This is a genomic window from Streptomyces sp. SAT1 (genome assembly GCF_001654495.1).
Taxonomy (GTDB): domain Bacteria; phylum Actinomycetota; class Actinomycetes; order Streptomycetales; family Streptomycetaceae; genus Streptomyces; species Streptomyces andamanensis.
In genome coordinates, this window is record NZ_CP015849.1 from 28,946 (window position 1) to 51,765 (window position 22,820).

General features: G+C 73.1%; 27 protein-coding genes. 12 read left to right on the top strand and 15 right to left on the bottom strand.

The features are described 5' to 3' along the window. Nucleotides 1-75 precede the first annotated feature (75 nt). Nucleotides 76-384, top strand: a complete 309-nt coding sequence (locus tag A8713_RS00130; RefSeq protein ID WP_064530801.1) for a hypothetical protein — start codon at nt 76-78, stop codon at nt 382-384. Nucleotides 385-491: 107 nt separating this feature from the next. On the opposite strand, the gene A8713_RS00135 is transcribed toward A8713_RS00130, so the two are convergent. Then, nucleotides 492-932, bottom strand: coding sequence for a MarR family winged helix-turn-helix transcriptional regulator (locus tag A8713_RS00135; protein ID WP_064530802.1), 441 nt, complete (start codon nt 930-932; stop codon nt 492-494). 90 nt (nt 933-1,022) lie between these two features. Here A8713_RS00135 and A8713_RS00140 point away from each other — a divergent pair, with 90 nt between their 5' ends. Then, nucleotides 1,023-1,664, top strand: a complete 642-nt coding sequence (locus A8713_RS00140; RefSeq protein WP_064537148.1) for an MBL fold metallo-hydrolase — start codon at nt 1,023-1,025, stop codon at nt 1,662-1,664. 128 nt (nt 1,665-1,792) lie between these two features. Here A8713_RS00140 and A8713_RS00145 read toward each other — a convergent pair whose 3' ends face one another. Next, on the bottom strand, nt 1,793-2,392 hold the full coding sequence (locus A8713_RS00145) for a sigma-70 family RNA polymerase sigma factor (RefSeq protein WP_064530803.1): 600 nt from the start codon (nt 2,390-2,392) through the stop codon (nt 1,793-1,795). Between the two features lie 172 nt (nt 2,393-2,564). Next, nucleotides 2,565-3,341 (bottom strand): hypothetical protein, encoded by a 777-nt coding sequence (locus tag A8713_RS00150; protein WP_064530804.1) that lies wholly within the window; start codon nt 3,339-3,341, stop codon nt 2,565-2,567. A gap of 267 nt (nt 3,342-3,608) precedes the next feature. Here A8713_RS00150 and A8713_RS00155 point away from each other — a divergent pair, with 267 nt between their 5' ends. Then, nucleotides 3,609-3,824 (top strand): heavy-metal-associated domain-containing protein, encoded by a 216-nt coding sequence (locus A8713_RS00155; protein WP_064530805.1) that lies wholly within the window; start codon nt 3,609-3,611, stop codon nt 3,822-3,824. Between the two features lie 28 nt (nt 3,825-3,852). Here the strand turns inward: A8713_RS00155 and A8713_RS00160 are convergent, their stop codons facing one another. From A8713_RS00160 to A8713_RS00190, 7 genes are all read right to left on the bottom strand, one after another. After that, nucleotides 3,853-4,647, bottom strand: a complete 795-nt coding sequence (locus A8713_RS00160; RefSeq protein ID WP_064530806.1) for an ABC transporter ATP-binding protein — start codon at nt 4,645-4,647, stop codon at nt 3,853-3,855. A gap of 7 nt (nt 4,648-4,654) precedes the next feature. Further along, nucleotides 4,655-5,620, bottom strand: coding sequence for a FecCD family ABC transporter permease (locus tag A8713_RS00165; RefSeq protein ID WP_064537149.1), 966 nt, complete (start codon nt 5,618-5,620; stop codon nt 4,655-4,657). Between the two features lie 65 nt (nt 5,621-5,685). Continuing rightward, complete coding sequence (locus A8713_RS00170; protein WP_064530807.1) at nt 5,686-6,750, bottom strand: ABC transporter substrate-binding protein; 1,065 nt, start codon at nt 6,748-6,750, stop codon at nt 5,686-5,688. A 157-nt stretch (nt 6,751-6,907) separates the two neighbouring features. After that, nucleotides 6,908-7,438, bottom strand: coding sequence for a copper chaperone PCu(A)C (locus A8713_RS00175; protein ID WP_064530808.1), 531 nt, complete (start codon nt 7,436-7,438; stop codon nt 6,908-6,910). Then, nucleotides 7,435-9,723, bottom strand: a complete 2,289-nt coding sequence (locus tag A8713_RS00180) for a heavy metal translocating P-type ATPase (protein WP_064530809.1) — start codon at nt 9,721-9,723, stop codon at nt 7,435-7,437. Before A8713_RS00180 ends, A8713_RS00175 begins: the two co-directional genes overlap by 4 nt. Next, nucleotides 9,723-9,977 (bottom strand): hypothetical protein, encoded by a 255-nt coding sequence (locus tag A8713_RS00185; RefSeq protein WP_064530810.1) that lies wholly within the window; start codon nt 9,975-9,977, stop codon nt 9,723-9,725. The genes A8713_RS00180 and A8713_RS00185 overlap by 1 nt, the downstream gene beginning before the upstream one ends. 167 nt (nt 9,978-10,144) lie before the next feature. Then, the gene (locus tag A8713_RS00190; protein WP_064530811.1) at nt 10,145-11,083 is read right to left on the bottom strand and encodes a GlxA family transcriptional regulator; all 939 of its coding nucleotides are present in this window, start codon (nt 11,081-11,083) and stop codon (nt 10,145-10,147) included. A 198-nt stretch (nt 11,084-11,281) separates the two neighbouring features. Between A8713_RS00190 and A8713_RS00195 the strand changes: the two genes are divergently transcribed. From A8713_RS00195 to A8713_RS00215, 5 genes are read left to right on the top strand one after another with little or no spacing between them, the layout of a single operon-like run. After that, nucleotides 11,282-12,031 (top strand): DJ-1/PfpI family protein, encoded by a 750-nt coding sequence (locus tag A8713_RS00195; RefSeq protein ID WP_064530812.1) that lies wholly within the window; start codon nt 11,282-11,284, stop codon nt 12,029-12,031. A gap of 48 nt (nt 12,032-12,079) precedes the next feature. Further along, complete coding sequence (locus A8713_RS00200; RefSeq protein WP_064530813.1) at nt 12,080-12,403, top strand: hypothetical protein; 324 nt, start codon at nt 12,080-12,082, stop codon at nt 12,401-12,403. Continuing rightward, nucleotides 12,400-12,861, top strand: coding sequence for a hypothetical protein (locus A8713_RS00205; RefSeq protein ID WP_064530814.1), 462 nt, complete (start codon nt 12,400-12,402; stop codon nt 12,859-12,861). The genes A8713_RS00200 and A8713_RS00205 overlap by 4 nt, the downstream gene beginning before the upstream one ends. Further along, nucleotides 12,858-13,202: a hypothetical protein gene (locus A8713_RS00210; RefSeq protein WP_064530815.1), complete on the top strand. Its 345-nt coding sequence runs from the start codon at nt 12,858-12,860 to the stop codon at nt 13,200-13,202. The genes A8713_RS00205 and A8713_RS00210 overlap by 4 nt, the downstream gene beginning before the upstream one ends. Nucleotides 13,203-13,252: 50 nt before the next feature. Further along, nucleotides 13,253-13,645 carry a VOC family protein gene (locus tag A8713_RS00215; protein WP_064530816.1) on the top strand — a complete coding sequence of 131 codons (393 nt, stop codon included), beginning with the start codon at nt 13,253-13,255 and terminating at the stop codon, nt 13,643-13,645. Nucleotides 13,646-13,716: 71 nt separating this feature from the next. Here A8713_RS00215 and A8713_RS00220 read toward each other — a convergent pair whose 3' ends face one another. Then, a complete protein-coding gene (locus tag A8713_RS00220; RefSeq protein ID WP_064530817.1) occupies nt 13,717-14,580 on the bottom strand; it encodes a helix-turn-helix transcriptional regulator in 864 nt (287 codons plus the stop codon). Between the two features lie 139 nt (nt 14,581-14,719). On the opposite strand from A8713_RS00220, the gene A8713_RS00225 reads away from it, so the two are divergent. From A8713_RS00225 to A8713_RS00235, 3 genes are all read left to right on the top strand, one after another. Beyond that, nucleotides 14,720-15,010, top strand: coding sequence for an Atu4866 domain-containing protein (locus A8713_RS00225; protein ID WP_064530818.1), 291 nt, complete (start codon nt 14,720-14,722; stop codon nt 15,008-15,010). After that, nucleotides 15,007-16,455, top strand: a complete 1,449-nt coding sequence (locus A8713_RS00230) for an MFS transporter (RefSeq protein ID WP_064530819.1) — start codon at nt 15,007-15,009, stop codon at nt 16,453-16,455. The genes A8713_RS00225 and A8713_RS00230 overlap by 4 nt, the downstream gene beginning before the upstream one ends. 95 nt (nt 16,456-16,550) lie before the next feature. Continuing rightward, nucleotides 16,551-17,321 carry an SDR family NAD(P)-dependent oxidoreductase gene (locus tag A8713_RS00235; protein ID WP_064530820.1) on the top strand — a complete coding sequence of 257 codons (771 nt, stop codon included), beginning with the start codon at nt 16,551-16,553 and terminating at the stop codon, nt 17,319-17,321. A gap of 256 nt (nt 17,322-17,577) precedes the next feature. Here A8713_RS00235 and A8713_RS00245 read toward each other — a convergent pair whose 3' ends face one another. From A8713_RS00245 to A8713_RS00255, 3 genes are all read right to left on the bottom strand, one after another. Beyond that, nucleotides 17,578-18,708: an adenylate/guanylate cyclase domain-containing protein gene (locus tag A8713_RS00245; protein WP_064530822.1), complete on the bottom strand. Its 1,131-nt coding sequence runs from the start codon at nt 18,706-18,708 to the stop codon at nt 17,578-17,580. After that, nucleotides 18,705-19,154 (bottom strand): universal stress protein, encoded by a 450-nt coding sequence (locus A8713_RS00250; protein WP_064530823.1) that lies wholly within the window; start codon nt 19,152-19,154, stop codon nt 18,705-18,707. The genes A8713_RS00245 and A8713_RS00250 overlap by 4 nt, the downstream gene beginning before the upstream one ends. 190 nt (nt 19,155-19,344) lie before the next feature. Further along, nucleotides 19,345-20,328: a helix-turn-helix transcriptional regulator gene (locus tag A8713_RS00255; RefSeq protein ID WP_064530824.1), complete on the bottom strand. Its 984-nt coding sequence runs from the start codon at nt 20,326-20,328 to the stop codon at nt 19,345-19,347. Between the two features lie 104 nt (nt 20,329-20,432). Here A8713_RS00255 and A8713_RS00260 point away from each other — a divergent pair, with 104 nt between their 5' ends. Beyond that, a complete protein-coding gene (locus A8713_RS00260; protein WP_064530825.1) occupies nt 20,433-20,900 on the top strand; it encodes a VOC family protein in 468 nt (155 codons plus the stop codon). A gap of 765 nt (nt 20,901-21,665) precedes the next feature. Here A8713_RS00260 and A8713_RS00265 read toward each other — a convergent pair. Beyond that, a complete protein-coding gene (locus A8713_RS00265; RefSeq protein ID WP_064530826.1) occupies nt 21,666-22,769 on the bottom strand; it encodes a peptidase C39 family protein in 1,104 nt (367 codons plus the stop codon). Nucleotides 22,770-22,820: the final 51 nt, after the last annotated feature.

A 22,820-nucleotide genomic window follows, 5' to 3' on the forward strand; every position in this document is an offset into this window, starting at 1 on the left:
GTGTAGTTGCTCTCTAGATTTCATGCGTGCGGCGTCACTACCGTGCGCCGCAGGGTTATTGATCGGGAGGACTCCGTGAACGGAAAGCTCGCGACAACCACACTCGCCGCAGTCGCGGCGACCCTGCTGGCCGGGGTGGCGCTCGCCGCCCCGGCAGCGGCCGCCGGTGCCGCACCGGCTCCGGCGGCGGTGACGGCGGGGGCGGCGAACGCGTCCACCTACTACGTCTACGTCACCGGGGTCGGCAGCTCGCTGGACGGCGCCCGCTCGAACGCGGACTACAAGCTCCCGGCGGGCTGCTACTCCACGGTGGTGGACAGCGGCACCACCGGCGACGGCAACATCTGGGTGACCGTCCTGGGCACCTGCTCCGAGGAGCAGTGACCGGAGAACAGCACACGCGCGGCGCCGGCCCGGCACTCGCGCGGCGATGAAGGACCGAGGGGCGCCGACCCAACCGGCGCCCCTCGGGGCTCTCTTCGGTCATCATCTCAGCAGAGCCGGCCGCGCTGCGGGGTGATACGGGCGGTCAGGCGGTGCAGCAGGGGAACGCACTCCCGGAGTCGCCGCTGCTCGTCGGGGCTGAGCGTGTCCCGGATGGCCGTGTTGAGCCAGACGGCGCGCTGCGCGCGCTCCCCCTGGAGGCGGGCGCGGCCGGTGTCCGTGATGTGCAGCAGCAGCTTGCGGCCGTCGGTCGGGTGGGGTTCGGCGCGCACCAGGCCGTCGCCGAGGAGTTCCTTCACCGATTTGGCGGCCGCCTGGTGGGTCACACCGCGCAGTTGGGCCAGGTCGGCCGTGGTGAGCGGGCCGCCGCGGTCGAGATGACCGAGGAGGGCAGCCTCTCCGGAGGGCATGGTGTCCGCGGCTCGTACGGCGCGGACCAGCTCGCCGATCGCCTGCCGCAGGTCTTCAGCCAGCGCGTCATCGCTCATGACCCCACCTTAGCCGAAGTATGTAACCCATCTGTGTAAGGTAGCTGTACAACTAGGTTGCACACTTTCCGAGGGGTCAGAGACATGTCCATGCAGCTCACCAAGTTCGGCCACGCCTGCGTACGCGTCGAGAAGGACGGCCGCCGCCTGGTCGTCGACCCGGGCGGGCTGACCGACCCGCGCGCGCTGGACCGCGCCGACGCCGTCCTGGTCACCCACGAACACTTCGATCACTTCTCCGAGGAGACACTCCGCTCAGCCGCTCGAAGCAACCCGGCGCTGAGAATCTGGACCAACTCCTCCGTCGCCCGGCACCTGGACGGTCTCGGCTCCCGGGTCACGGCCGTCGGCGAGGGCGAGACCTTCACCGCGGCCGGCTTCGACGTGAAGGTCCACGGGACGTGGCACGCGCCCATCCACCCCGACATCCCCCGCATCGGGAACATCGGTTTCCTCGTCGACGACGCCCTGTTCCATCCCGGTGACGCCCTGACCGTCCCGGACACCGGCGTCGACACCCTTCTGCTGCCCGTCCACGGCCCCTGGTCCACCACCGGACAGCTCATCGACTACGTACGGGCGGTGGCACCGCGGCAGACGTACGCCATCCACGACGGTGCCCTCAACGACATCGGCACCGCGATGATCGAGGGCTTCCTGGGAGACAAGGGCCCCGGCTCCGGGGCCCCGTACCGCCGTCTGGCAGCGGGTGAGTCCATCGGGCTCCGCTGACCGCCGTGGCGGCCTTCGGCGGTGAGTTCCGCCGCCGCTGCCCGGCTGCCGTGACCGGGGCGGGCCGACGCCTCAGCCTCGCGTCCCGAGCGGGGCGAGGTGAGGGGTCGGCCCGGTGCGGGGCGGTCTCAGGCGGTGACCAGTGCGGTCACGCCGTCCGGCGCCGAGGGGACGTCCGTGAGGCGGCTCGCCAAGGAGCAACGTGCTCGTGACACACGCGAGCGCACGGTGCCGACCGGGCACCCGCCGAGCGCGGCGGCCTCCGCGTAGGACAGGCCGAGGAGCTGGGTGAGGACGAACGCCTCCCGCCGGTCCGGCGGCAGTCCGTCGACCAGCTCCATCAGCGCGACACCGTCGTCGAAGCCGGGCAGCCCCTGGGGCTGGGACCGTTCGGCGGCGCCCTGCCAGTCGGACGTGTCGGCGATACGGGGTCGTACGGCGGCCTGCCGCAGGCTGTCGACGACCACACGGCGTGCGATGGACAGCAGCCATGTGCGGGCCGACGACCGGCCCTCGAAACGGTGCAGGCTCGACAGGGCGCGCAGGAACGTGTCCTGGGTGAGGTCGTCCGCCGCTTGCGCGTCCTTGGCGAGGTAGGTCACGAATCGGCGTACGTCCCATTGGAGGGCGCGTACGAAGCGTTCGCTGGCGTCGCCGTCACCGCGCGCAGCGGCGAGGGCGATGGCGGTGACCGTGTCGTCGGCCACCGCGGGCGGGGCAGGAGTCATTGCCCGAGGTCCCTTCTCGGATCCCGCCGAGCGCGCGGCAGGCCGACGGCACAGGTGTCCGCAGGTCCAAAAGCGCGTCGCGGGAAGGCGGAGGAAAAGCCGTGCCGCTCAGGGCGCGTGCACGGGAGCGCATCCGGGCAGCGCTCGGCCGCCGGACGCGTGGCGCGTACTGTCATGCGACAGTGAGCGCTCCCGGGGGACCTCGGGTGGCGAGGGTGTGGACGAGCAGCCGCGAGCGAAGGCGTCGTACGACGGCGACGGCGCGACGGGGCGGCGGGGGCACCTGGGCGGTCGGCAGTACGGCGAGGACCAACCGCAGCGGTACGAAGGTCCGGTCGGCCACGGCCCGCAGGACGCGGAACACCGCGCGCTCCCCCTGGGCCAGCCACACGCCGCACACCAGGGCGGCCAGCGCGTGGGCGGCGACCATGCCCCATGAAGCCGTGGCCGACATGCCGCCCATGTGGTGCATGCCGGCCATGGTCGTCTGGCCGGCCATGGCCGCCATGTCGTGCGCCATCGCGCCGTGTCCGTGCGAGGGCGGCATGGGCGTGCCAGGGGCGAGTCCGGTCCGTACCGCCAAGTCGTGGGCGCGGGCCGCCACTTCGGGCGACGGGTCGCCGCACAGCATGCCGCGGGCCCACTCCCGGGCGCCCACCGAAGGGGTGCCTAGTGGTGCCGCCGGCACACTCGCGGCCGACTGGGCCAGAGTGAACACGATGTGCAGACACGTCTGTGTCGCCAGCGTCAGCGCGACCACCGTGCGCCGACGGCGCTCGCTTCCGGCGAACGCCCAACCGGCCAGAGCGGTACCGAGGAGGGCCAGGGCCAGTACGGGCCAGGGCAGCGGGGAGCCGGACATCAGTACGTGGCCCGCGGCGGCGAGCACGACGCACACGGCCGCGAACATCGCGGCGCGCGAGACGCGTGACACCCGGCTGACGGACACGGCGACATCTTGGCACCACCCGTGCGCGGCGAGCCGTACCGGGTGGGGAAAACACCCGATCGGCCATGTATCCGTCCGGAACGCCGCGCCGGACCCACGCGGCGGGCGCCCGTCGTCGGGCGTAGCCCGTCGGAGTGACGCCCGCGGCACAGGGGAACCGGGTCGCGGTCCCGGCCGACTCGTGGAGGACCGGGGCCGGCCGAGAGCCGGACCCTCACGCACACAGCCGGAGACCCACGCACGTCTCCCCGTTCCAGGAGTTGCGCCATGAAGCGAATCGACTACCGCGTCAGCGGCATGACCTGCGGGCACTGCGCCGCCGGTGTCACGGCGGAGGTGAACGCCGTCCCCGGCGTCACCGAGGTGTCCGTCGACCTCAAGAGCGACACGGTACGGGTGACCGGGACGCGCCTCGACGACGCGCTGCTGCGCTCCGCCATCGAGCGCGCCGGGTACGAGGCGGCTTCCTCGGGCGCTGTCTGATTGCGGCGTACGGTCCCCGTCCATCCGTTCAGCGCGGCGCCGGGGACACGGAAGCCAGCGGTTCGGCGGCGTAGCTGATCCTGACCACGCCGTCGGCCTCGCGGCGCGCGGACGCCGACACACCGAAGACCTCGGCGAGCACGGCCGGGGTGAGCACGTCGAGCACGGGACCGGCGGCCACGACGGCGCCCCGGTCCAGCACGACGAGGTGGTCGCAGAAGCGTGCCGCGAGGTCGAGGTCGTGCAGGGCGGCGAGCGTGGTGGTGCCGGTGGAGCGGATCAGGTGCAGGAGCTCGAACCGGGCACGGATGTCGAGGTGGTTGGTCAGTTCGTCCAGCACCAGCAGACGGGGCTGCTGGGCCAGTGCCCTGGCCAGCAGCACCCGTTGGCGTTCGCCGCCGGACAGTGACGCGTGGTCGCGGTGGGCCAGGTGGCGTACGGCGCACAGGTCGATGGCGTCCTCGACAGCCCTCCGGTCCCCCGGTCCGTCACGTCCCAGCGGTCCGTGGTGGGGCGCGCGGCCCAGGGCGACGGTCTCGGTGACCGTGAGCCCGCCGGTGTGGCCCGTACCGTCCTGGAGGACGGCGGCGGTACGCAGTGCGGCGGCGCGGGGGCTCAGCTCCCAGATGTCCTCACCGCCCACCCTGACCGCACCGCCGTCGGGCCGCAGGGAGCGGTAGACGGCGCGCAGGAGTGTCGACTTGCCGCTCCCGTTGGGCCCGACCAGGCCGACGAGGTCGCCGGGGCGGGCCCGCAGTTCCACGCCGTGGAGGATCGGGTGCCGGTCGAGCGTGACGTGGAGGTGGTCGACGGTGAGACGCATCGTGTGTTCAGTCCAGACCCTTGTCGCGGCGCAGCAGCCACAGGAAGAACGGGGCGCCCAGGAGCGCGGTGAGGATGCCCAGCGGGAGTTCGTCGGGTCGGTTCAGCGTGCGGGACAGCAGATCCACCAGGACCAGGTAGACCGCGCCGAGCAGGGCCGACAGCGGCAGGAGTCCGCGGTGGTCGGCGCCGACGGAGAGCCGTACCAGATGCGGGATCATGAGGCCGACGAAGCCGATGCCGCCCGCGACCGCGATCACCGAGCCGGTGAGCAGCGCGCTCACCAGCAGCAGGACCGTACGGAGCCGGTTGACGTCGGTTCCCAGGGAGGTGGCGGTCTCGTCACCGGCGAGCAGTACGTTGAGCCGGCGGCCGAACAGCGTGAGCAGCACGGTGGAACCGGCGACGACCGTGGCGACGGCGGGCAGTTGGTGCCACTGCGCGCCGGCCACGCTGCCGAGCATCCAGAACATGGCCGTGCGCAGCTCGGTGGGCGTCGCCCGGAGCTGGACGTAGCTGGTGGCCGACAGGAAGACGTAGCCGACCGCCACCCCGGCCAGGACGAGCCGGGTGGGGGCCATCCGGCCACGGCGCCGGCCGAGCCGGAACACGAGCGCACCCGCGACGACCGATCCGGCGAACGCCGCGGCCGGGACACCGAGGCCGTACAGGGCGGCTCCGCCGCCCAGGGTGATGACGAGGACGGCGCCGAGGGCGGCTCCGTAGGAGAAGCCGAGCACGGTGGGGTCGGCCAGCGGGTTGGCGACCACGGTCTGCAGCACCCCGCCGGACAGGGCGAGTCCGGCTCCGGCGAGGGCCGCGAGTACGACGCGCGGGGTGCGGAACGTCCAGACGATCTGGTCGGTCGCGATGTCGTCGGACGCCGGTCCGAGGCCGGTGACGTGGTGCCAGACGATCCGCCACACCTCGCCCAGCGGGACGTCGACCGCGCCGATGCTGACGGCCACCAGCATCACGGCCACCAGGGCGACCGGGAGGACGCAGAGCGCGAGGACGGCGCGGTGGCGGCCCGGCGGCGTCAGAACGCTTCGGGGTGGAGCTTCCTCGCGAGGCGTTCCACGGCCAGATCGTTGTCGGGGCTCAGATAGATCGAGTCGGACAGCGTCACGTACATGTGGTTCTTCGCGGCCGGCCACTGGGGGAACTCCTTGAACAGTTTCTCGGCGTAGGCCGCGGGGTTCGGGTCCTGGTAGGCGATGACGACGAGCGCGTCGACGGCGGTGGCCGCCACCTTCTCCTTGCTGAGGTCGGCGAACGACGTCTTCGACGCGTTCTCGAACACGTTGGTGGCGCCCGCCCTGCCGAGGATGTCGTTGTAGATCCCCTTGGCCACGACGGCGCTGAAGTCGTTGCTGCCCATCGTCATGTTCGTGAACAGCATCATGACGTTCGGCTTCTTCCTGCCTTTCACCTTCGCCGCGACGGCGTCGATGTGCCTGCGCGAGGCGGCGATGATCCGCTCCGCGCGGTCGGGCACGTGGAAGATGCGTCCCATGTCGCGCAGCAGGCGGTAGCTGTCCTCGATGGTGAGCTTCGAGTTCTCGTCGTGGCAGCCCTGGGGAGATATGTAGGAACGCGCACCCACGTTCTTCAGTTCGTCGCGGGTGGCGAATCCGTTCTTGGCGTCGAAGCCGTACGACGTCGTCGACAGGACGAGGTCGGGGCGCAGCCCGATCATCGACTCGCGGGGGATGCCGAAGGCGTCGTTCTGCCGGACGCCACCGGTCGGCAGCTTCTTGATCGCCTCGGCGCGGCCGGGTACCTCGGACATGCCGTACGACTGCTGGTTCGCGGTGATCCTGTCGCCGAGGCCGAGGGCGAGCAGCGTCGAGACCTCGGCGACGGAGGCGCCGTTCATCACGACGACCCGGCTGGGCGCCTTGTCGAAGACCTGGGTCGTGCCGCAGTTCTCCATCTTCACGGGGTATCCGGAGGCCGGGGCGGCGCCTTGCTGGGCGGCCGTTCCGTCGCCGTCTGACGTGGAGGATGCATCCGATGTCCCAGATGTGCCGCCGCACGCGGCGGCGGTAAGGCTCAGGGCCAGGGCGGCCGCTGCGGCGGCCAGTCGTCTCGGGACGGGCATGTGTGTGCTCCTTCGGCGTACGGACGGCAGGGGGTGTGCGACGGCTCCCGAATCAGTGGTCGGGCCGCGCCCGGGAAGAGTTCCCGGAAGAAGGAGATCCTGCCGATCGCTCGGATTCATGTGTTCGTGCGTTCGTGCGTTCGCGGGAGCGATTCCGTCAATCGAGCGGTCCGGGGCGTACGACCCGTGCGCGCACTCGCACCGTGCCGCTGTGCGCGAAGCGCAGTTCGAACCAGACGCGGTCGCCCACCCGCCACTTCGGGTTCGCGGGCACGGTCACGTCGCTCGACAGCGGTGACATGTCCAGCGTGCCGTGGGCGGGCACGGACAGCCGGTCGGCCCTTTCCCGGTAGGCCGCGCCGTCCGGTGTCATCCGGTGCCGGCTGAGCGCGATGCCGTCCGGCACCGACGGCGCCGTCACCTCGATGAGTTCGTCCGCCGTGCCGCCCTCGTTCGTGACGCGGAAGAACGCGGCCGTGTCCGGGGTGCCGCCGGTCGGCTGGAAGACGCGGGCCCGGGTCACGCCGAGGTCGGGAGGCGAACCGGCACAGCCGAGCGAGGTCCAGAGGGTCAGCGCGCCGAGCGCGACCAGGCACGCGGCCACGGGAGCGGCGGCGGCGAGGGCGGACGCCCCGAAGCGCCGTACCGTCGCGGCAGCCGACGCGGTCCCGCATGCGGACACGCTCACCGGTCGCTCCTCGCCCGCTGACGGGTCTGGTGCGTCCTGCGGGCGGCGGCGGGCACGGGCTGCCAGGTGCGCAGCCGCAGGCTGTTGGCGACCACCAGCACCGAGCTGACCGACATCGCCGCCGCGGCGAGCATCGGATCGAGCAGGCCGACCATGGCAAGCGGCACGGTGACCACGTTGTAGCCGAACGCCCACACCAGATTGGTGCGGATCGTGGCGAGTGTGGCGCGGGCCAGGCGGACCGCGTCGGCCAGTGCTTCGATGTCACCGCGCACCAGCGTCACGTCCGCGGCGCCGATCGCCACGTCCGTGCCCGCGCCCATCGCGATCCCCAGGTCGGCGGAGGCGAGCGCCGCCGCGTCGTTCACGCCGTCGCCCACGACGGCCACCCGGTGCCCCTCGGCCCGCAGGGCGGCGACCAGCGCCGCCTTGTCCTCGGGGGAGCAGGCGGCGTGGACAGTGCCGATGGCCAGTCGCGCCGCCACCGCTCGGGCCGGGGCCTCGCGGTCGCCGGTGGCGAGGACCGGACGCACGCCCAGTCGGCGCAGCCGGTCCACGGCCCGGTAGCTGCCCGCACGGACCACGTCCCCCACCGCGATCAGCGCCACGGGCGCACCGTCGACCCGCACCTGTACGGCGGTGTGCGCGGCCTCCTCGGCGGAACGCAGGGCGTCCACGAGTACGTCGGGGAGATCAGCGGTGACGGTGCGCACCTCGACGAGACGCTCCGCCACCCGGCCGCGGACCCCGAAGCCGGGTATCGCCTCGAAGTCCCGTACGGCGGGCGGCGTCCCGTCGGCCGGCACACGCGCCGCGTGCGCGGTGATCGCCCGGCCCACCGGATGCTCGGAGGCGTCCTCCACCGCAGCGGCCAGCCGCAGCACCTCGTCCCGCGCGGGTCCGTCCGGCACGGACGTGACGGCGGCGACACTCATGTGACCCGAGGTCAGCGTGCCGGTCTTGTCCAGCACCACGGTGTCGATGTGCCGCAGGCCCTCCAGCGCTCGCGGCCCGGTCACCAGCACGCCCAGTTGCGCGCCCCGGCCGGTCGCGGCCAGCAGAGCGGTGGGCGTGGCGAGCCCCAGCGCGCACGGACACGCCACCACCAGCACCGCCACGCACGCGGTGACCGCCGCCTGTACTCCCGCTCCCGCGCCCAGCCAGAAGCCCAGCGTCGTCACCGCGAGCGCGAGGACCACCGGCACGAACACTCCGGCGACGGAGTCCGCGAGGCGCTGGACACGTGCCTTCCCGGCCTGCGCGTCGGCCACCGAGCGGGCGATGCGTGCCAGTTGCGTGTCCGCGCCGACCGAGGTGGCCCGTACGAGGAGCCGCCCGCCCATGTTGACGGCGCCGCCGGTCACGCGCTCTCCCGGCCCCACCTCCACCGGCTCGCTCTCGCCGGTCACCAGGGCCTGGTCGACCGCCGAGCTCCCCTCCACCACGACTCCGTCGGTCGCGACGCGCTCCCCCGGACGTACCAGGAAGGTGTCGCCCACCGTCAGGTCCTCGATCGGTACGCGCCGCTCGACGCGGCCCTCGCGGACCGCCACGTCCTTGGCGCCGAGACGGGCCAGTGACCGCAGCGCGGCCCCGGTGCCCCGTCGCGCACGCGCCTCCAGGAGCCGTCCCGTCAGCACGAACAGCGGCACCCCGACCGCCGCCTCCAGATACAGGTGCGCGACCCCGTCGGAGCCGGACGCCACCAGGGTGAACGGCATCCGCATCCCGGCCCGGCCCGCGCCGCCGAGGAACAGCGCGTACACCGACCAGGCGAACGCGGCGGCCACCCCGAGCGAGACCAGGGAGTCCATCGTCGCCGTGCCGTACCGGGCTCCGCGCACCGCCCGCGCGTGAAAGGGCCACGCGCCCCACAGGGCGACCGGCGCGGCCAGCATGAGGCACAGCCACTGCCAGTCGCGGAACTGCAGCGACGGCACCATCGACAGGACGATCACCGGGAGCGACAGCAGGGCCACGATCGCGAGCCGCTGCCGTTCGACGCGCTCCGCGTCGGACCGCTCGTCGTCCTCCCGTCCTCTTCCGGTCTCCGGCCCGGGGAGCCGCGCCGTGTATCCGGCCTGTTCCACGGCCGCCACCAGTCGCAGCGGGCTGATGTCCGCCGGGTGGCTGACCCGGGCGCTGCCCGTCGCGAGGTTGACGCTCGCCTTGACGCCGTCGAGCCCGGCCAGCTTCTTCTCCACCCGCCGTACGCACGCGGCGCAGGTCATCCCGCCGACCGCGAGGTCGGTGACCGCCAGGGACGGCATGGTTCCGGCGCCCATCAGCCGCCGCTCCCGTGGTCCATGGTCATGCCGCCCATGTCACCGGAGCCGCCCCGGCCGCCGGATCCGCCGCTCCCGGTCCCGTGCAGGCCCGGCGCGACCGGCCCCGCGGTGCGCCCGACGCCGTAGGCGGCACCGAACATCAGCACCAGCAGCAGGACGAAGCCGAAGAGGGCGGCCGGCGGCGCCCCGCGCCCTCCCCGGCCGTCGTCGGAAGGCGGGAAGGCGCTGTCGCCTTCGGGGACTTGGCTCACTGTGGCTCCTGATCGCACGGGCCCGGGGAAGCGCGGTGTTCCGCGGTGTCCTGTCAGTAGTCGGACGCGCGAGCGGTCCCGCTCCCGGCAGCCCACGTGAGGTGCGTCACCACGTTCCTGCGCCGGTCTCGGTGCGCCGCCCGCCGGGGCGGGCGGATGCACCCGGCTCAGCCGAACGCGCGCCGGTAGGTCTGCGGGCTGACACCGGTGGTGCGCTTGAAGCGGTCGCGGAAGGTGGTGGACGACCCGAAGCCGACCTGACCGCCGATGCGTTCGACGGAGTGCTCCGTGGTTTCGAGGAGGTGCTGCGCCTGGCGGACGCGGGCCCGGTGCAGCCATTGCAGCGGGGTGGTGCCGGTCTGGTCGCGGAAGCGCCGGATCAGGGTGCGGGTGCTGGTCCCGGCCCGCTCGGCGATGTCGGCCAGGGTGAGATCGCGGGCGAGGTTCTCGCGCAGCCAGGTGAGCAGCGCCTCCCACTCGGAGCCCTGCGGCACGGGAACGTGGTCATGGGCGATGAACTGCGCCTGCCCGCCCTCCCGTTCGAGAGGCATCACGGACAGGCGGGCGGCGTCGGCGGCGACGGCCGAGCCGTAGTCACGGCGGATCATGTGCAGACACAGGTCCATGCCCGCGGCGGCGCCGGCCGACGTGAGGAACTGGCCGTTGTCCACGTAGAGGACGTCCGGGTCGACCTCGATGTCCGGGTGGAGCTCGGCCAGCAGCCCGGCCGCACGCCAGTGGGTCGTGACGCGCAGCCCGTCGAGGAGCCCGGTGGCGGCCAGAGGGAAGGCGCCCACACAGAGGGAGGCGATCCGGGTGCCGTCGGCAGCCGCCGACCGCAGCGCGTCGTGTACGGCGGGAGAGAGCGGGGCGGTGACGTCGGCGACGCCCGGCACGATGATCGTGTCCGCGTCCCGGAGGGCCGACAGGTCCCAGGGGGCGCGCAGGGTGAAGGCCCCGGCGTCGATCTCGTCGCGCTCGCCGCACACCCGGACCCGGTAGCCGGGCCGCCCGTCGGGCAGGCGTGTCCGGGAGAAGACCTCGATCGGGGTGGACAGGTCGAACGGGATCACCTGATCCAGAGCGAGAACCGCGACGGTGTGCATGGCCGGAACCTATCTCCTCACGGCACGGGGTTCCCGAACCGGTGCCCGGGTGGGACCAGGTCACCGCACTCCGGAGGCCCTGGGAAGCGCATGGCGTTTTCCCGTCGAAGCCTGTCACTTGTGCCACTGGGCGACCGGGGCGACGGACGGTTGACTTCTGTGGCGTCACAGCCGGAACCTCGTCGAAGGAACCCCTCCATGCACATCCAGATCGTCCTGTTCGACGGCTTCGACCCGCTCGATGTCATCGCCCCCTATGAGGTGCTGCATGCCGGCGGCACGGCATCGGACGGCGCGGTGACCGTGGAGCTGGTCTCCGCCGAGGGTGCCCGCGAGGTGATCAGTGGCACCGGGGGGCTGGCGCTGCGCGCCGTCGGCGTCCTCGACCCGGGGCGGGCGGACGTGCTCCTGGTGCCCGGGACCTCCGGCCGCGTCGGCGGACCCGGCGAGCCGCCGGAGGAAGAGGCGGGCGCCGGCGGGTCGAAGCAGGATGAGACGGGCACTGGCGGATCAAGGCAGGACGAGGCAGGCGCCGACGTGTCGCAGCAGGACGCGTCCGTCCCGGTGCTCCTGGGCCGCACGCTGACCACCGGGCTCCCCGCGCTTCTGCGGCAGGCGATGGACGACCCGACGGTCACGGTCGCCACCGTCTGCGGTGGCTCGCTCGTCCTGGCCATGGCCGGTCTGCTGGAGGGGCGTCACGCCACCACCCACCACCTGGGCCTGGACATGCTCGACGCCACCGGCGCCCATGCGGTCCGCGCGCGTGTCGTGGACGACGGCGACCTGGTCAGCGGCGCCGGTGTCACCTCGGGGCTCGACCTCGGGCTCTATCTGCTGGAGCGCGAGGTCGGTCCTCGTATCGCTCACGCCGTCGAGGAGTTGTTCGCCCACGAGCGGCGCGGCACCGTGTGGCGCGCCCGGGGGGTGGCTCCCGCCGTTCTCTGACCACACACCCTCACCCGTTTGTGACGTACCGTCAGAAAGAACACCAGCATGTCTGTCGAAGACACTTGGCACCTCGCCGTCTCCGCCCCGATCCGCCGGATGGAGGCCGTGGGCGAACTCCGCCGACGCGTCTGCGTCCTGACCGGAACCGCGTACGGAGCCGGTGCGGAGGTACCCGTACCCCTGAACGACGTCGTCCAGGGCGGCGACCGGCTCACCTGGACGCAGGCCGTCAGCAGGCCCATGCGGCTTGACCTGGCGTTCGACGTCACGGTCGACGGCCGCACCCTCCGGGGCGCCTGCGGAGCGGGCCGCCTTCCGGCCCCGAAGGTCACCGGCGAGCGCCGGTCCACGTCGGAGCGCCGGGCGTGAACAAACTCCTCCTGTCCTTGCACGTGCTCGCCGCCCTCGTCACCGTCGGGCCGGTCACCGTGGCCGCGAGCATGTTCCCCGCAGTGCTGCGCCGCGCTCCCGGCGATCAGGACGCCCGTACGACCCTGCGGACGCTGCACCGCATCTGCCGGGTCTACGCGGGCATCGGCATCGCGGTGCCTCTGTTCGGCCTGGCCACAGCCAGCAGTCTCGGCGTCCTCGGCGACGCCTGGCTGATCGTCTCGATCCTGTTGACCGCGACGGCCGCCGGTGTCCTGGGCCTGCTGATCCTGCCCGCCCAGGAGTGTGCGCTGGCCGAGACGCCGGGTTCCGACTCGCGGACTCGACTCCCCTGGGAGCCCGGCCGTCTCGCCATGGTCACCGGCCTCTTCAACCTGCTCTGGGCCGCCGTCACGGTGCTGATGATCGTCCGGCCCGGTTCCACCACGGGAGTGTGACCGTGCGCCTCCGCTCGCCGCGCCGTCTGCGCCTCGCGGCGCACGCCGAACTGATCTCCCTGACCGTGATGCTGGCCAACCTGTTCACCGTCCACCTCAAGCCCGTCTCATCGCTGACGGGCCCCACCCACGGCTGCGCCTACCTGTTCGTGGTGATCGCGACCTGGCGTCTTCGGCGGGCACCGGCCCCCGCCAAGGTCCTGGCCCTGGTACCTGGCGCGGGCGGCCTGCTCGCGCTGCGCCACCTCGACCGCGTAGGACCGGCCCGTCCAGGCCGCCCTGTCCGCCCTGTTCGTCCGGGCGGGCCGGTGGCGGGAGTCACGCCGCCGCCCGCGGACTGAATCCGACGGCAGCGGACATCCGTAGAAGCAGGCCGTCCCTGGGAGGAAGCATGGCAGTGGTGAAGGCGGGTGTCGTGGTCCTCGACTGCGCCGAGCCCGAGAAACTCTCCGCGTTCTACGAGCAGTTGCTGGAGGGCAAGCAGACGGAAGCGTCCGCCAACCTGGTGGAGGTGCGCGGCGCCGACGGATTGCGGCTGGCCTTCCGCCGCGACCTGAACGCCACCTCGCCCAGCTGGCCGCGCCCGGAGAACTCCCTCCAGGCCCATCTGGTCTTCTTCGTCGAGGACTTGGACGAGGCCGAGCGGCGAGTGGTGGGCCTCGGCGGCCGGCCGGTCGAGACCAAGGACCCGGCGGGCCCGTACGAGGAACGCGGATACGCCGATCCGGCCGGTCACTCCTTCACACTGCGGCTGATGCCCATCACGGCCCCCAAGCAGGGCTGAACGCGGCGTGGCCCCGCCACGGAGCCTCGCGACCTCGTGAAGTGAGGCACGCTCCGTGCGGCAGGCGGTGTTCATGAGTCGCGGTTCTCACCGCCCGGCGCGACGGGGCGTGACCCGTGGGTCGCCGCGTGGAGGGAGCCGAGGAGGGTGAGGGCCTGGGCGGTAGGGCTGCCCGGTTCTGCGTGGTAGATGACGAGTTGCTGGCCCGGGGCGTCGCGGACGTCGAAGGACTGGTAGGTGAGGGAGAGCGGCCCGACCTCCGGGTGGAGGAGGCGCTTGGCGTCCTGGGTCTTGCCGCGCACGGTGTGCCGCGCCCACAGCCGCCGGAACTCGGCGCTGTGTTCGGCCAGTGCGTCCACGAGACGGCGCAGGCGCGGGTGTTCGGGGTCGAAGCCGCTCGCCTGGCGCAGATTGGCCACGGCGGCCTGCGCGGCCCGGTCCCAGTCCTGGTAGAACTGCCGTCCGGCCGGGTCGAGGAAGGTCATGCGGGCCAGGTTGTCCGCGGGGGCGAAGGGGGCGTGGAGCGCGTCGGCCAGGGCGTTGGCGGCCAGGAGGTCGAGGGTGCGGCTCATGACGAACGCCGGGGTGTGCGCGTAGCCGTCCATCAGCTGGCGCAGCGCGGGACTCACCCGCTCCGTGGCGTGGAGGGAGCCGCCCTGCGGTGCCACCCCGGCCAGGCGGTGCAGGTGGGCGTGGGCGTCCGGGCCGAGCAGGAGGGCACGGCCGAGGGCGTCCAGGACCTGGGGCGAGGGATGCCGCTCGCGGCCCTGCTCCAGGCGCGTGTAGTAGTCGGCGTTGACGCCGGCCAGGACGGCGACCTCCTCGCGGCGCAGTCCGGCGACCCTGCGTACGCCGTGACCGGCCATGCCGACGTCCTGCGGCCGCAGGCGGGCGCGGCGCGCGCGGAGGAACTCCCCCAGGTGGTTGTCGTCCATGGCCCCCAGGCTAGGCGGTGTCCCCGCGCGCTGCCTGGGTGTGCCGCACCCAGGCAGAGAGGACCCTGGTACCCCTTCGCCGAGCCGCGCAGACTCGGCCGGGCACGACAGCCGACGCCCACCGACGAAGGGAAGTCCGATGACAGACGACGCGCGCAGCGGCGACCACACCCGCGGGAACGCCGACGTGGTCGGCATGTGGGTGACCGCGGACGGTCACATCCGCCAGGAGCTGCTGCCGGACGGGCGCTACGACGAGGCCCGGGGAGACCGGCGCAGCGCGTACACCGGCCGGTACACGGTGACCGGCGACCACCTCGACTACGTCGACGACACCGGATTCACCGCCACCGGCGACATCCGCGACGGCGTCCTCCACCACGAGCACCTCGTCCTCCACCGCGAGAACCGGGCGGAGAGGCCCTCGTGAGGAAGCACAGCGGCAGCGCCCTCGTTCCCCGTACCCACCCTCACGGACACGCCCAGGTCTCCCCCGCACCCGGTCACCCGGCCCTGCTGGTGCTGTGCGCGGCCCATTTCATGGACGCCATCGACCTGTCCGACGTGGGCGTGGCCCTGCCCGCGATCCAGCGCGACCTCGGCATGGCGCCCGGGTCCCTGCAGTGGGTCGTGTCCGCCTACGCGCTCGGTTACGGCGGGTTCCTCCTGCTGGGCGGCCGGGTGGCCGACCTGTTCGGCCGGCGCCGCGCCTTTCTGACCGCGGTCGCCGTCTTCGGCGCGGTGAGCGTGCTGGGGGCGCTCGCGCCGACCGGCGGTCTGCTGGTCGCGGCACGGCTGGTGAAGGGTGTCGCCGCGGGCTTCCTGGCACCGGCGGCCCTCTCCCTGATCACCACCGGCTGGCCGGAGGGCCCGCGGCGCGGCCGTGCTCTGGGGTGGTACGCCACCGCCGGTGCCTGCGGCTTCGTCGGCGGGCTCGTCCTCGGCGGTGTACTGACCGAGGCGTCGTGGCGGCTGGTGCTCGCGCTCCCGGTGCCCATCGCGGTGGCGGCTCTGCTCGCGGGGCTGCGGCTGCTGCCGGCGGACCCCAGGGGCGGCGACCGCGAGAGGCTCGACATCCCCGGCGCGCTGACGGCCACCGGAGCACTGGTGCTCCTGGTCTACGGCCTCACCCGGGCTCCCTCGCACGGCTGGCTGTCCCCCGGCACCCTCGTCCTCTTCTCCGCCGCGGTCTGCCTGCTGGTCCTGTTCCTCCGTGTCGAGGCCCGTGCCCGCCGGCCCCTGGTGCCGCTGTCCTTCCTCGCCCGGCGCGCGACCGCCGGCGCCAATCTGACGATCTTCGCCATGTGGGGCGCGTACACGTCGTTCGCGTTCCTCGCCACGCTCTACTTGCAGAACGTGCTGGGCTGGACCCCGCTTCAGACCGCCGGGGCCTTCGTCCCGCTGGGCCTCGCCAACGGCGCGCTGGCGCCGTTCGCCGGGCGGATCGCGGCCCGGCTGGGCACGCGCAGGGTGATCGCCGCCGGGATGCTGCTCCTCGCGCTGTCCTACGCCCTGTTCTTCCGGATCGGCCCCGGCAGCCCGTTCCTCACCGTGGTCCTGCCGGTCATGGTCGTCAACGGGATCGGCACCGCCGCGACCTTTCCCGCGCTGAACATGAGCGCGGTCACCGAAGTGCCCGACCGGGACCAGGGACTGGCGGGAGCGCTGCTCAACACCTTCATGCAGATCGGCGGTGCCGTCGTCCTCGCCCTCGTCACCGCGGTCGTCGACGCCGGGCGGCGGACGCACCCCGGCGACCCCCTGGCGGGCTACCGCCCCGGCACCGCGGTCATCGTCGCCACCGTGCTGGCCGGGCTGGGCGCCACCGTCCTCATCCGGCACCGGCCGCACCGGCCCGGCGGCCGGGAGCGCTGACGACGATCCCGGTCCCACACCCCGCCACGCCGTCGTCCGTGAGCGCCGACCGCGTACGGACACCCGCCCCGACCTACCTCGCAAGGAGCACCCGTATGACCAGCACGCCCCCGTCCGCCGAAGCAGCCGAGTTCGCCGGGCGGACGGCTCTCGTCACCGGCGCCGCGCGCGGCGTCGGCAAGGAGACCGTGGCCCTCCTGCACGCCCGCGGCGCACGTGTCGCCGCCCTCGACATACGGCCCCAACTGGCTTCGCTGGAGCAGGAGTTCCCCGGAGTCGTGACCGTGTCCGGCGATGTCACCGCGGAGGAGACCGCCACCCGTGCGGTACGGTCCGCCGTCGACGCCTTCGGCGGGCTGGACATCCTCGTCAACAACGCCGGACGCACCCTGAACAAGCCCGTCACGCGGACCACCGCCCAGGACTGGGACAGCGTCATGGACGTCAACGCCCGCGGTGCCTTCTTCCTCGCCCGCGAGGCCTTCCGCGCCATGGAGGAGCGCGGGGGTGGCGGCGCCATCGTCAGCACCGGCTCCTACGCGTCCACCGTCGGCCTGCCCTCGGGTGCCGCGTACAGCGCGTCGAAGGGCGCGCTGGCCCAGCTGACCAAGGTACTGGCGCTGGAGGGCGGCCCCCTGGGCATCCGCGCGAACCTCGTCGCCGCGGGTGTCGTCGAGACGGACTTCCTCGACACCTTCCGCTCCGACAGCCGCGCCTACCTGGCGTCCTTCGCGGACGCCCACCCCCTGGGCAGAGTGGCGCAGCCCCGCGAGATCGCCGAAGTCCTCTGCTTCCTCGTCTCGCCGCGGTCCTCCTTCGTCACGGGCGCCGTGCTCGCCGCGGACGGCGGTTTCACTGCGGCCTGATCCGGCGTCCGGCGTCCACCGTCTGCGGGGCGCAGGGCGCGGATACCGAGACAAGAACGTTCGTTCCTAAGCGGCGGCTGGCACGGTGTGCTCCTCGGCGGGCCGGTCGAGCGCGCCTACCGCCTCACGCGCTACACCCGTATGCCCCGCGGCGGACACTTCGCGGCGCACGAGGAACCCGCCCTGCTCGCCGACGACATCACCGCGTTCTACCGGGGACTCCGCCCGGGTGCCGCCGCCCCGGAAGGATCTGGTGTCACCCGGACCGCCCGCCGCTTCCCGCGCCCCTGAGGGGGTGGACCGGGGCCGGCCGCAGCAGCACCGGGCGCAATCTGCTGTACCCGCGCACCGACACCGGGCGGAGCGCCTTGAGTTCGTACGCGTCCACTCCCGCGAGTTCACCGGCGAACGCCGTGTCGGCCAGGACGGTGCCGGGGCGTGCCACCGCGGTGAGCCGGGCCGCGATGTTCACCACGGTCCCGTAGACGTCGCCGAAGCGGTTGAGGACGGCGCCGTGGGCCAGCCCGGTCCTCACGTGCGGCAGTACCGGCTCCGCCTCGGCGCGGGCGGTGAGTTCCAGGGCGATGTCGGCGGCCGCGGACGCCGACTCGCTGGTGAAGAGCACCTCGTCGCCGATGGTCTTCACCACCCGGCCCCGGCCGTCGGCAACCACGTCGCCGGTCAGGCTCTCGAACCGGTCGAGGACCGCGAGGAGTTCACCGCTCTCCAGTCCACGGGTCATGCGCGTGTAGCCGACCATGTCGGTGAACCCCACCGCCAGGTCGCGGAGGCCGGCGCCCTCGCCGGGAGGCACCGCCCCGCCCCGGGCCGCGCCGCCGGGCTGGTCCTTCCCCCGTGCCGGTCCCGGTGCCGGGCCGGTCTCCTCCGCCTCGGCCAGCATCCGTTCGGCGTACGCCGCGAGGTGGCGGCGCCACACATGCCGCTGCACCAGTTCCATCTCCGGCAGCAGCGCCGCCGCGCGGGCCGTCAACTCCCCACCGTCCAGGGGCGCGCCCGAGGCGCGGTTCATCCAGGACCAGAGGGTGTACACCTGCCACTCGGCGAGGCGGGACAGATGGTGTCCGAGGGCGCGCGCCATCATCGCCTCGCTCTGCGCGGTGATGAGTCCGGCTCCGATCATCCGCTCGCCCGCGCGCAGCGCCTCGATGTCGGCGTCGGTGAACACCCGCGCGTCGTCGTCGACCACCGGGAAGCCGAGCGCGCGCCAGATCTCCATGGTGCGCCCGGCCCCTGTCCCGACCCGCTCGGCGACCTCCCGCCTCGTCCAGGTGCGGCCGCCGCCGAGCAGCAACGCCTCGATGCTCCGCTGCAGTTCGCCGATGCCGGACGGAGCGCCGGGTTCCGCCGCCGGCTCTGCCGCACTCATGTGGTGTGGACGATCAGCACGTCGACACCGGCTTTTCTGGCGACGTCCGCGGGGACGGAGCCCAGGATGCGGCCGGCGATCGAGCGCAGCCCCCGGTTCCCGACGACCAGGAGGTCGGCCGAACATTCTCGGGCGACCCGCACGAGCGCGGCGACCGGTTCGTCCCGTACCGCGACCGTCCGCACGTCCGCCGCATGCTGTGCGCGGGCCCGGTCGCCGGCGATCCGCAGGGTGTCCTCGGCGGGCGCTGAGCCCACCACTTGGTATGCCTCAGCTCCTAACTGATCCTTGGCCAGGTCGAGTTCGGGGCCGCTCATGGGCGTGTACGCGCAGGCGATGACGAGTTCGGCGCCGCAGGCGGCGGCGAGCCGGGCCGCCCTCTCGACCGCGGCGAACGACGACTCAGAGCCGTCGGTGCCGACCAGGACAGTGCGATAGGCGGCCAAGACAATCCCCTTACTCCTAAGTAAACTTACTGTCGAGTAAAATAGGATGCGGCCGACTCGTCGGGCAAGGGGTGCGACACGTGGTACGGACGTGCTGTTGCCAACAGCACACCGGTGGATGCGGTGAGGGCGGCGTCGCCCCTCGGGCGGCGCGGCGGAGCAGGGGGACCGTGGAGCGGGCTGCCGCCGCTCACGCCTGACCGGTGGCCGTCGCCGCGTTGCGGAGTGCGAGTTCGGCGAACGCCTCGGTGAGTTGCGGTGGGCTGATGACCGTGACGGCCGTGTCGAAGCGGTTGAGGGAGGCCGCCAGAGCGATCCAGGACCATGATCCCGCGGTGTAGCGGCACTGGTGGGGGCCGAGATCCTCGACAGTGCCGTCGCCGGCGAAGGGTGCGACGGCGGCGGCGGGCTTCCCCAGGACGACGGTGCCCACGCAGGGCCAGGTGTTGGCCCCGTCCGAACCCTTGAAGCGCGCCGAGACATAGTCCTGGACGCTGCCGCCGGGGATCTCCCGAGGGGTGAAGCGGGGCCCGGCCGGGGTGCGCGGGGAGATGCGGTCGGCGCGGAAGACGTACCAGTCGCCGTGTTCGAGGTCCCACGCCACCAGGTACCAGCGGCCGTGGGACGTCACGAGGTGGTGGGGCTCGACCCGGCGCGGTGGCACGGGCTCGTCACCCTCTCGCCGGGGAGAGGCGTAGTCGAACCGGAGCACTTCGCGGGCGCGGACGGCGCCGGAGAGGGTGACGAGCACCTGAGGGGACACGGGGAGCGCGGGTCCGTCGCCGGGGCGGGGGACGGCGGTGAACTCGAGCTGGTCGATCCGGTGCCGCAGACGGGCGGGCATGATCTGGCGGACGGTGGTCAGTGCCCGAAGGGCTGCGTCCTCGGTGCCCGCTCCGATCACGGTGGCGGCTTGCAGGGCGACGGTCAGGGCGACCACCTGCTCGTCGTCGAACAGCAGCGGAGGCAGTTCCGTGCCGGCGTCGAGCCGGTAGCCGCCGTCCGGGCCCATGGTCGTCCGGATGCTGTAGCCCATCTCGCGCAGCCGGTCGACGTCCCGCCGCACGGTGCGGTGGCTGACCTCCAGTCGTTCGGCCAGCACGGCGCCGGGCCAGTCGCGCCTGGCCTGCAGCAGCGACAGCAGACGGAGCAGCCGGGAAGTGGTCGTCGCCATGTTCCCGACCGTAACGCGAGTGTGGGACACGACCTGTCCTCCACTGCTGCGAGAGTCGGTGGTGCCGGGACAGGCCCGGCACCACATGTGCGCAAGGAGCAGTTGTGAGCATCAGGACGACCCCCCACCTCAATTTCCGGGGCGAGGCCCGCGCGGCCCTGGAGTTCTACCAGGGTGCCTTCGGTGGCGAGGTCACCCTCGCCACGTACGGCGATCTCGGCATGCCGAAGGACCTCCCGGGCGCCGGGAACGTGGTCTTCGGCCAGGTCGAGACCGCCGAGGGGTTCCGCGTCATGGCCTACGACATCCCGGGTCCCTCCGGCGGCCCGGCCGGCGGCACGGGCTCGACCCGCCGGGAGAACGGCACCACGATCACCACGCAGCCGTTCTTCGTCTCGGTGCGCGGGGAGACCTTCGAGGAGGTCGAGGCGTACTGGGAGAAGCTGTCCGCCGGCTCCTCGGTCGTCGAGCCCCTGGCCGCCTCGGCGTGGAGCGCGGGCTTCGGGATGCTCACCGACCGCTTCGGGGTCACGTGGGTCCTGGACGTCGCCGCCGCCCACCAGGCGGAGTAGGAGCGCCGTCGGAGAACCGCTCGCCGGTGCGGAGCGTTCTCTCGCGGGGTGTCACCACGACCCGTCGAAGAAGGCTGCCAGGGCCTCGGCCGGGGCGAGCGCGTTCTTGGCGTCGGCGAGGGGACGAGGACGGCGAACGCCGACGCCGGCACGACGCTGGAGCCGCCGGGCCACGCCGCCATGCGCCGCACGCGCCGGTCGGCCGGGGCGGACCGCGGGAGGGCGCGCCACGCGGGCACGCTCGCGGCGAGGAACGCGAGCGCGACGGCCGCGGCGAGAGCGGCCAGGACGGCGCGGTACTCGGCGAACCGGGAGACCCTGGCGTCCAGGGGCGGCGGCGTACGGCCGTACGCTCCCCCGGGTCGTCGTGCAGGCGCTGCTCGGCCTGGGTGAGAGTGGCGGCGAGTTCACCACGGGGGGATCCGCGGGTCAGCATCGGGAGCAGCGAGGCGACCGGGGCCGCCGCTGCCTGGACGTTGGCCATCGCGGCCACCAGGGCGGCCAGGGTGAGCAGCGCCGTCCCGGTGGCGGACGCGGCGGGGACGTGACCGCCGCTGCGGCGGAAGGCGTTGCACAGGACGGCGCTCGGCAGGCCGAGGCTGAGGAGCAGCAGGACGGAGACGGCGGCCTTGACCAAGTGGTAGTGGAACCAGTAGGTGACCGCGCCGTCCAGATCACCGGTGACCCGGCTGTCGCCCGGTCTCCGGTACGTGACGGATCCGCCGCGGAAGACGCGGGCGGGCAGGGACCCGGGAAGCGTCGGTGTCAGCGGGCGGCGCGCGCGGACGTGGGCGGGCAGCACCCTTGCGGTGCGCCGATGGTCACGGCGCCGCGGAAGCCGCCCGGCGCGAGGACCGACATCGAGTCGAGCGACGCGTCGGGAACGGGCAGCAGGTGTGCGTCGACCCAGGTGTCGCCCGTGGCCGCGTTGGCCCAGGGGTCCTCGATCACGACGGCGCCGGGGACCGCCCCGTGGCACAGCACCCAGTGCGGGACGTCGAAGCCCTGCATCGCGGCCAGCGAGACCAGGAGCAGCACCTGCTCCCCCCGGCCGAGCGCGCCCCGGATCTCCGCCATGGGGAGGTGGCGCGGGTCGACCGGGACGCCGGTCCGCTCGGCGTCCGTCCGTGACGCGTGCTGGAGCAGGGCGCGCCATTCCCGTTCGTGCTCCGGGTGATGGTCGAGCAGGACGGGCCGGTCCGTGTCGAGGTGGACCGTGACGGGGGACGCCGGCCACGCCCGGCGCACCGCGACCCCCAGTCCGACGGGTTCGCACGCGGGGAAGTTGGTCGCGCCGCGCCACAGTGTCAGTTCCCGCTCGCGGTCCAGGGCCTCCCGCGGCAGCGCGCCCGCGTGCGCCTGCGCGACCAGGGCGGTGACCGCGCCGCACGTGAAGTGCGTGGTCTGGCCGTAGTACGGGGGTTCGGCCACCGGGTCGTCACCCAGCCAGCGCACGTAGCCGGTCCCGGGACCCACCGCGTCCGCCGCCTGCGCGAGCGGGGGGTGCAGCGGGGTGAAGCCCGCTGCGGCGGTGGCCTCGGGACTCGCCGTCCAGCCTTCCCACTTGACCTGTGCGAGCCCTTGGCGGCGTGCGTGGGCGACGACCGCGGCGACGGCGGCCGGCACGTCGCCGACCGCGTCGACGATCTTCAGATAGGACGCGTGCGGGCGCGCCGTCACCAGCGCGGCGGCGCTCCACTCCTCGCCGTCGCCGTCCGGTACGGCCACGATGTGCGGGGCCTGGGAGGCGCGGTCGGTCGTGCGCCAGCGCTCCAGTACTTCAGGAGGGCCGAGCCGCCGCAGCGGGGGCGGCGGCACGTCGGGCACGAACGGGAGGACGATGCGCTGGTCCACGGTGCTCTTCTTCACGGGTGTTTCCTGCTGTGCTGTTTCCTGCTGTGCTGTTTCCTGTTGTGGTGT

Coding starts and splice junctions, on each gene's coding strand:
- A8713_RS00135 (WP_064530802.1), bottom strand. CDS start 932: ATGAGCGATGACGCGCTGGCTGAAGACCTGCGGCAGGCGATCGGCGAG.
- A8713_RS00140 (WP_064537148.1), top strand. CDS start 1,023: ATGCAGCTCACCAAGTTCGGCCACGCCTGCGTACGCGTCGAGAAGGAC.
- A8713_RS00145 (WP_064530803.1), bottom strand. CDS start 2,392: ATGACTCCTGCCCCGCCCGCGGTGGCCGACGACACGGTCACCGCCATC.
- A8713_RS00155 (WP_064530805.1), top strand. CDS start 3,609: ATGAAGCGAATCGACTACCGCGTCAGCGGCATGACCTGCGGGCACTGC.
- A8713_RS00160 (WP_064530806.1), bottom strand. CDS start 4,647: ATGCGTCTCACCGTCGACCACCTCCACGTCACGCTCGACCGGCACCCG.
- A8713_RS00165 (WP_064537149.1), bottom strand. CDS start 5,620: ATGCTGGTGGCCGTCAGCATCGGCGCGGTCGACGTCCCGCTGGGCGAG.
- A8713_RS00170 (WP_064530807.1), bottom strand. CDS start 6,750: ATGCCCGTCCCGAGACGACTGGCCGCCGCAGCGGCCGCCCTGGCCCTG.
- A8713_RS00180 (WP_064530809.1), bottom strand. CDS start 9,723: ATGGGCGCCGGAACCATGCCGTCCCTGGCGGTCACCGACCTCGCGGTC.
- A8713_RS00190 (WP_064530811.1), bottom strand. CDS start 11,083: ATGCACACCGTCGCGGTTCTCGCTCTGGATCAGGTGATCCCGTTCGAC.
- A8713_RS00195 (WP_064530812.1), top strand. CDS start 11,282: ATGCACATCCAGATCGTCCTGTTCGACGGCTTCGACCCGCTCGATGTC.
- A8713_RS00200 (WP_064530813.1), top strand. CDS start 12,080: ATGTCTGTCGAAGACACTTGGCACCTCGCCGTCTCCGCCCCGATCCGC.
- A8713_RS00215 (WP_064530816.1), top strand. CDS start 13,253: ATGGCAGTGGTGAAGGCGGGTGTCGTGGTCCTCGACTGCGCCGAGCCC.
- A8713_RS00220 (WP_064530817.1), bottom strand. CDS start 14,580: ATGGACGACAACCACCTGGGGGAGTTCCTCCGCGCGCGCCGCGCCCGC.
- A8713_RS00225 (WP_064530818.1), top strand. CDS start 14,720: ATGACAGACGACGCGCGCAGCGGCGACCACACCCGCGGGAACGCCGAC.
- A8713_RS00235 (WP_064530820.1), top strand. CDS start 16,551: ATGACCAGCACGCCCCCGTCCGCCGAAGCAGCCGAGTTCGCCGGGCGG.
- A8713_RS00245 (WP_064530822.1), bottom strand. CDS start 18,708: ATGAGTGCGGCAGAGCCGGCGGCGGAACCCGGCGCTCCGTCCGGCATC.
- A8713_RS00255 (WP_064530824.1), bottom strand. CDS start 20,328: ATGGCGACGACCACTTCCCGGCTGCTCCGTCTGCTGTCGCTGCTGCAG.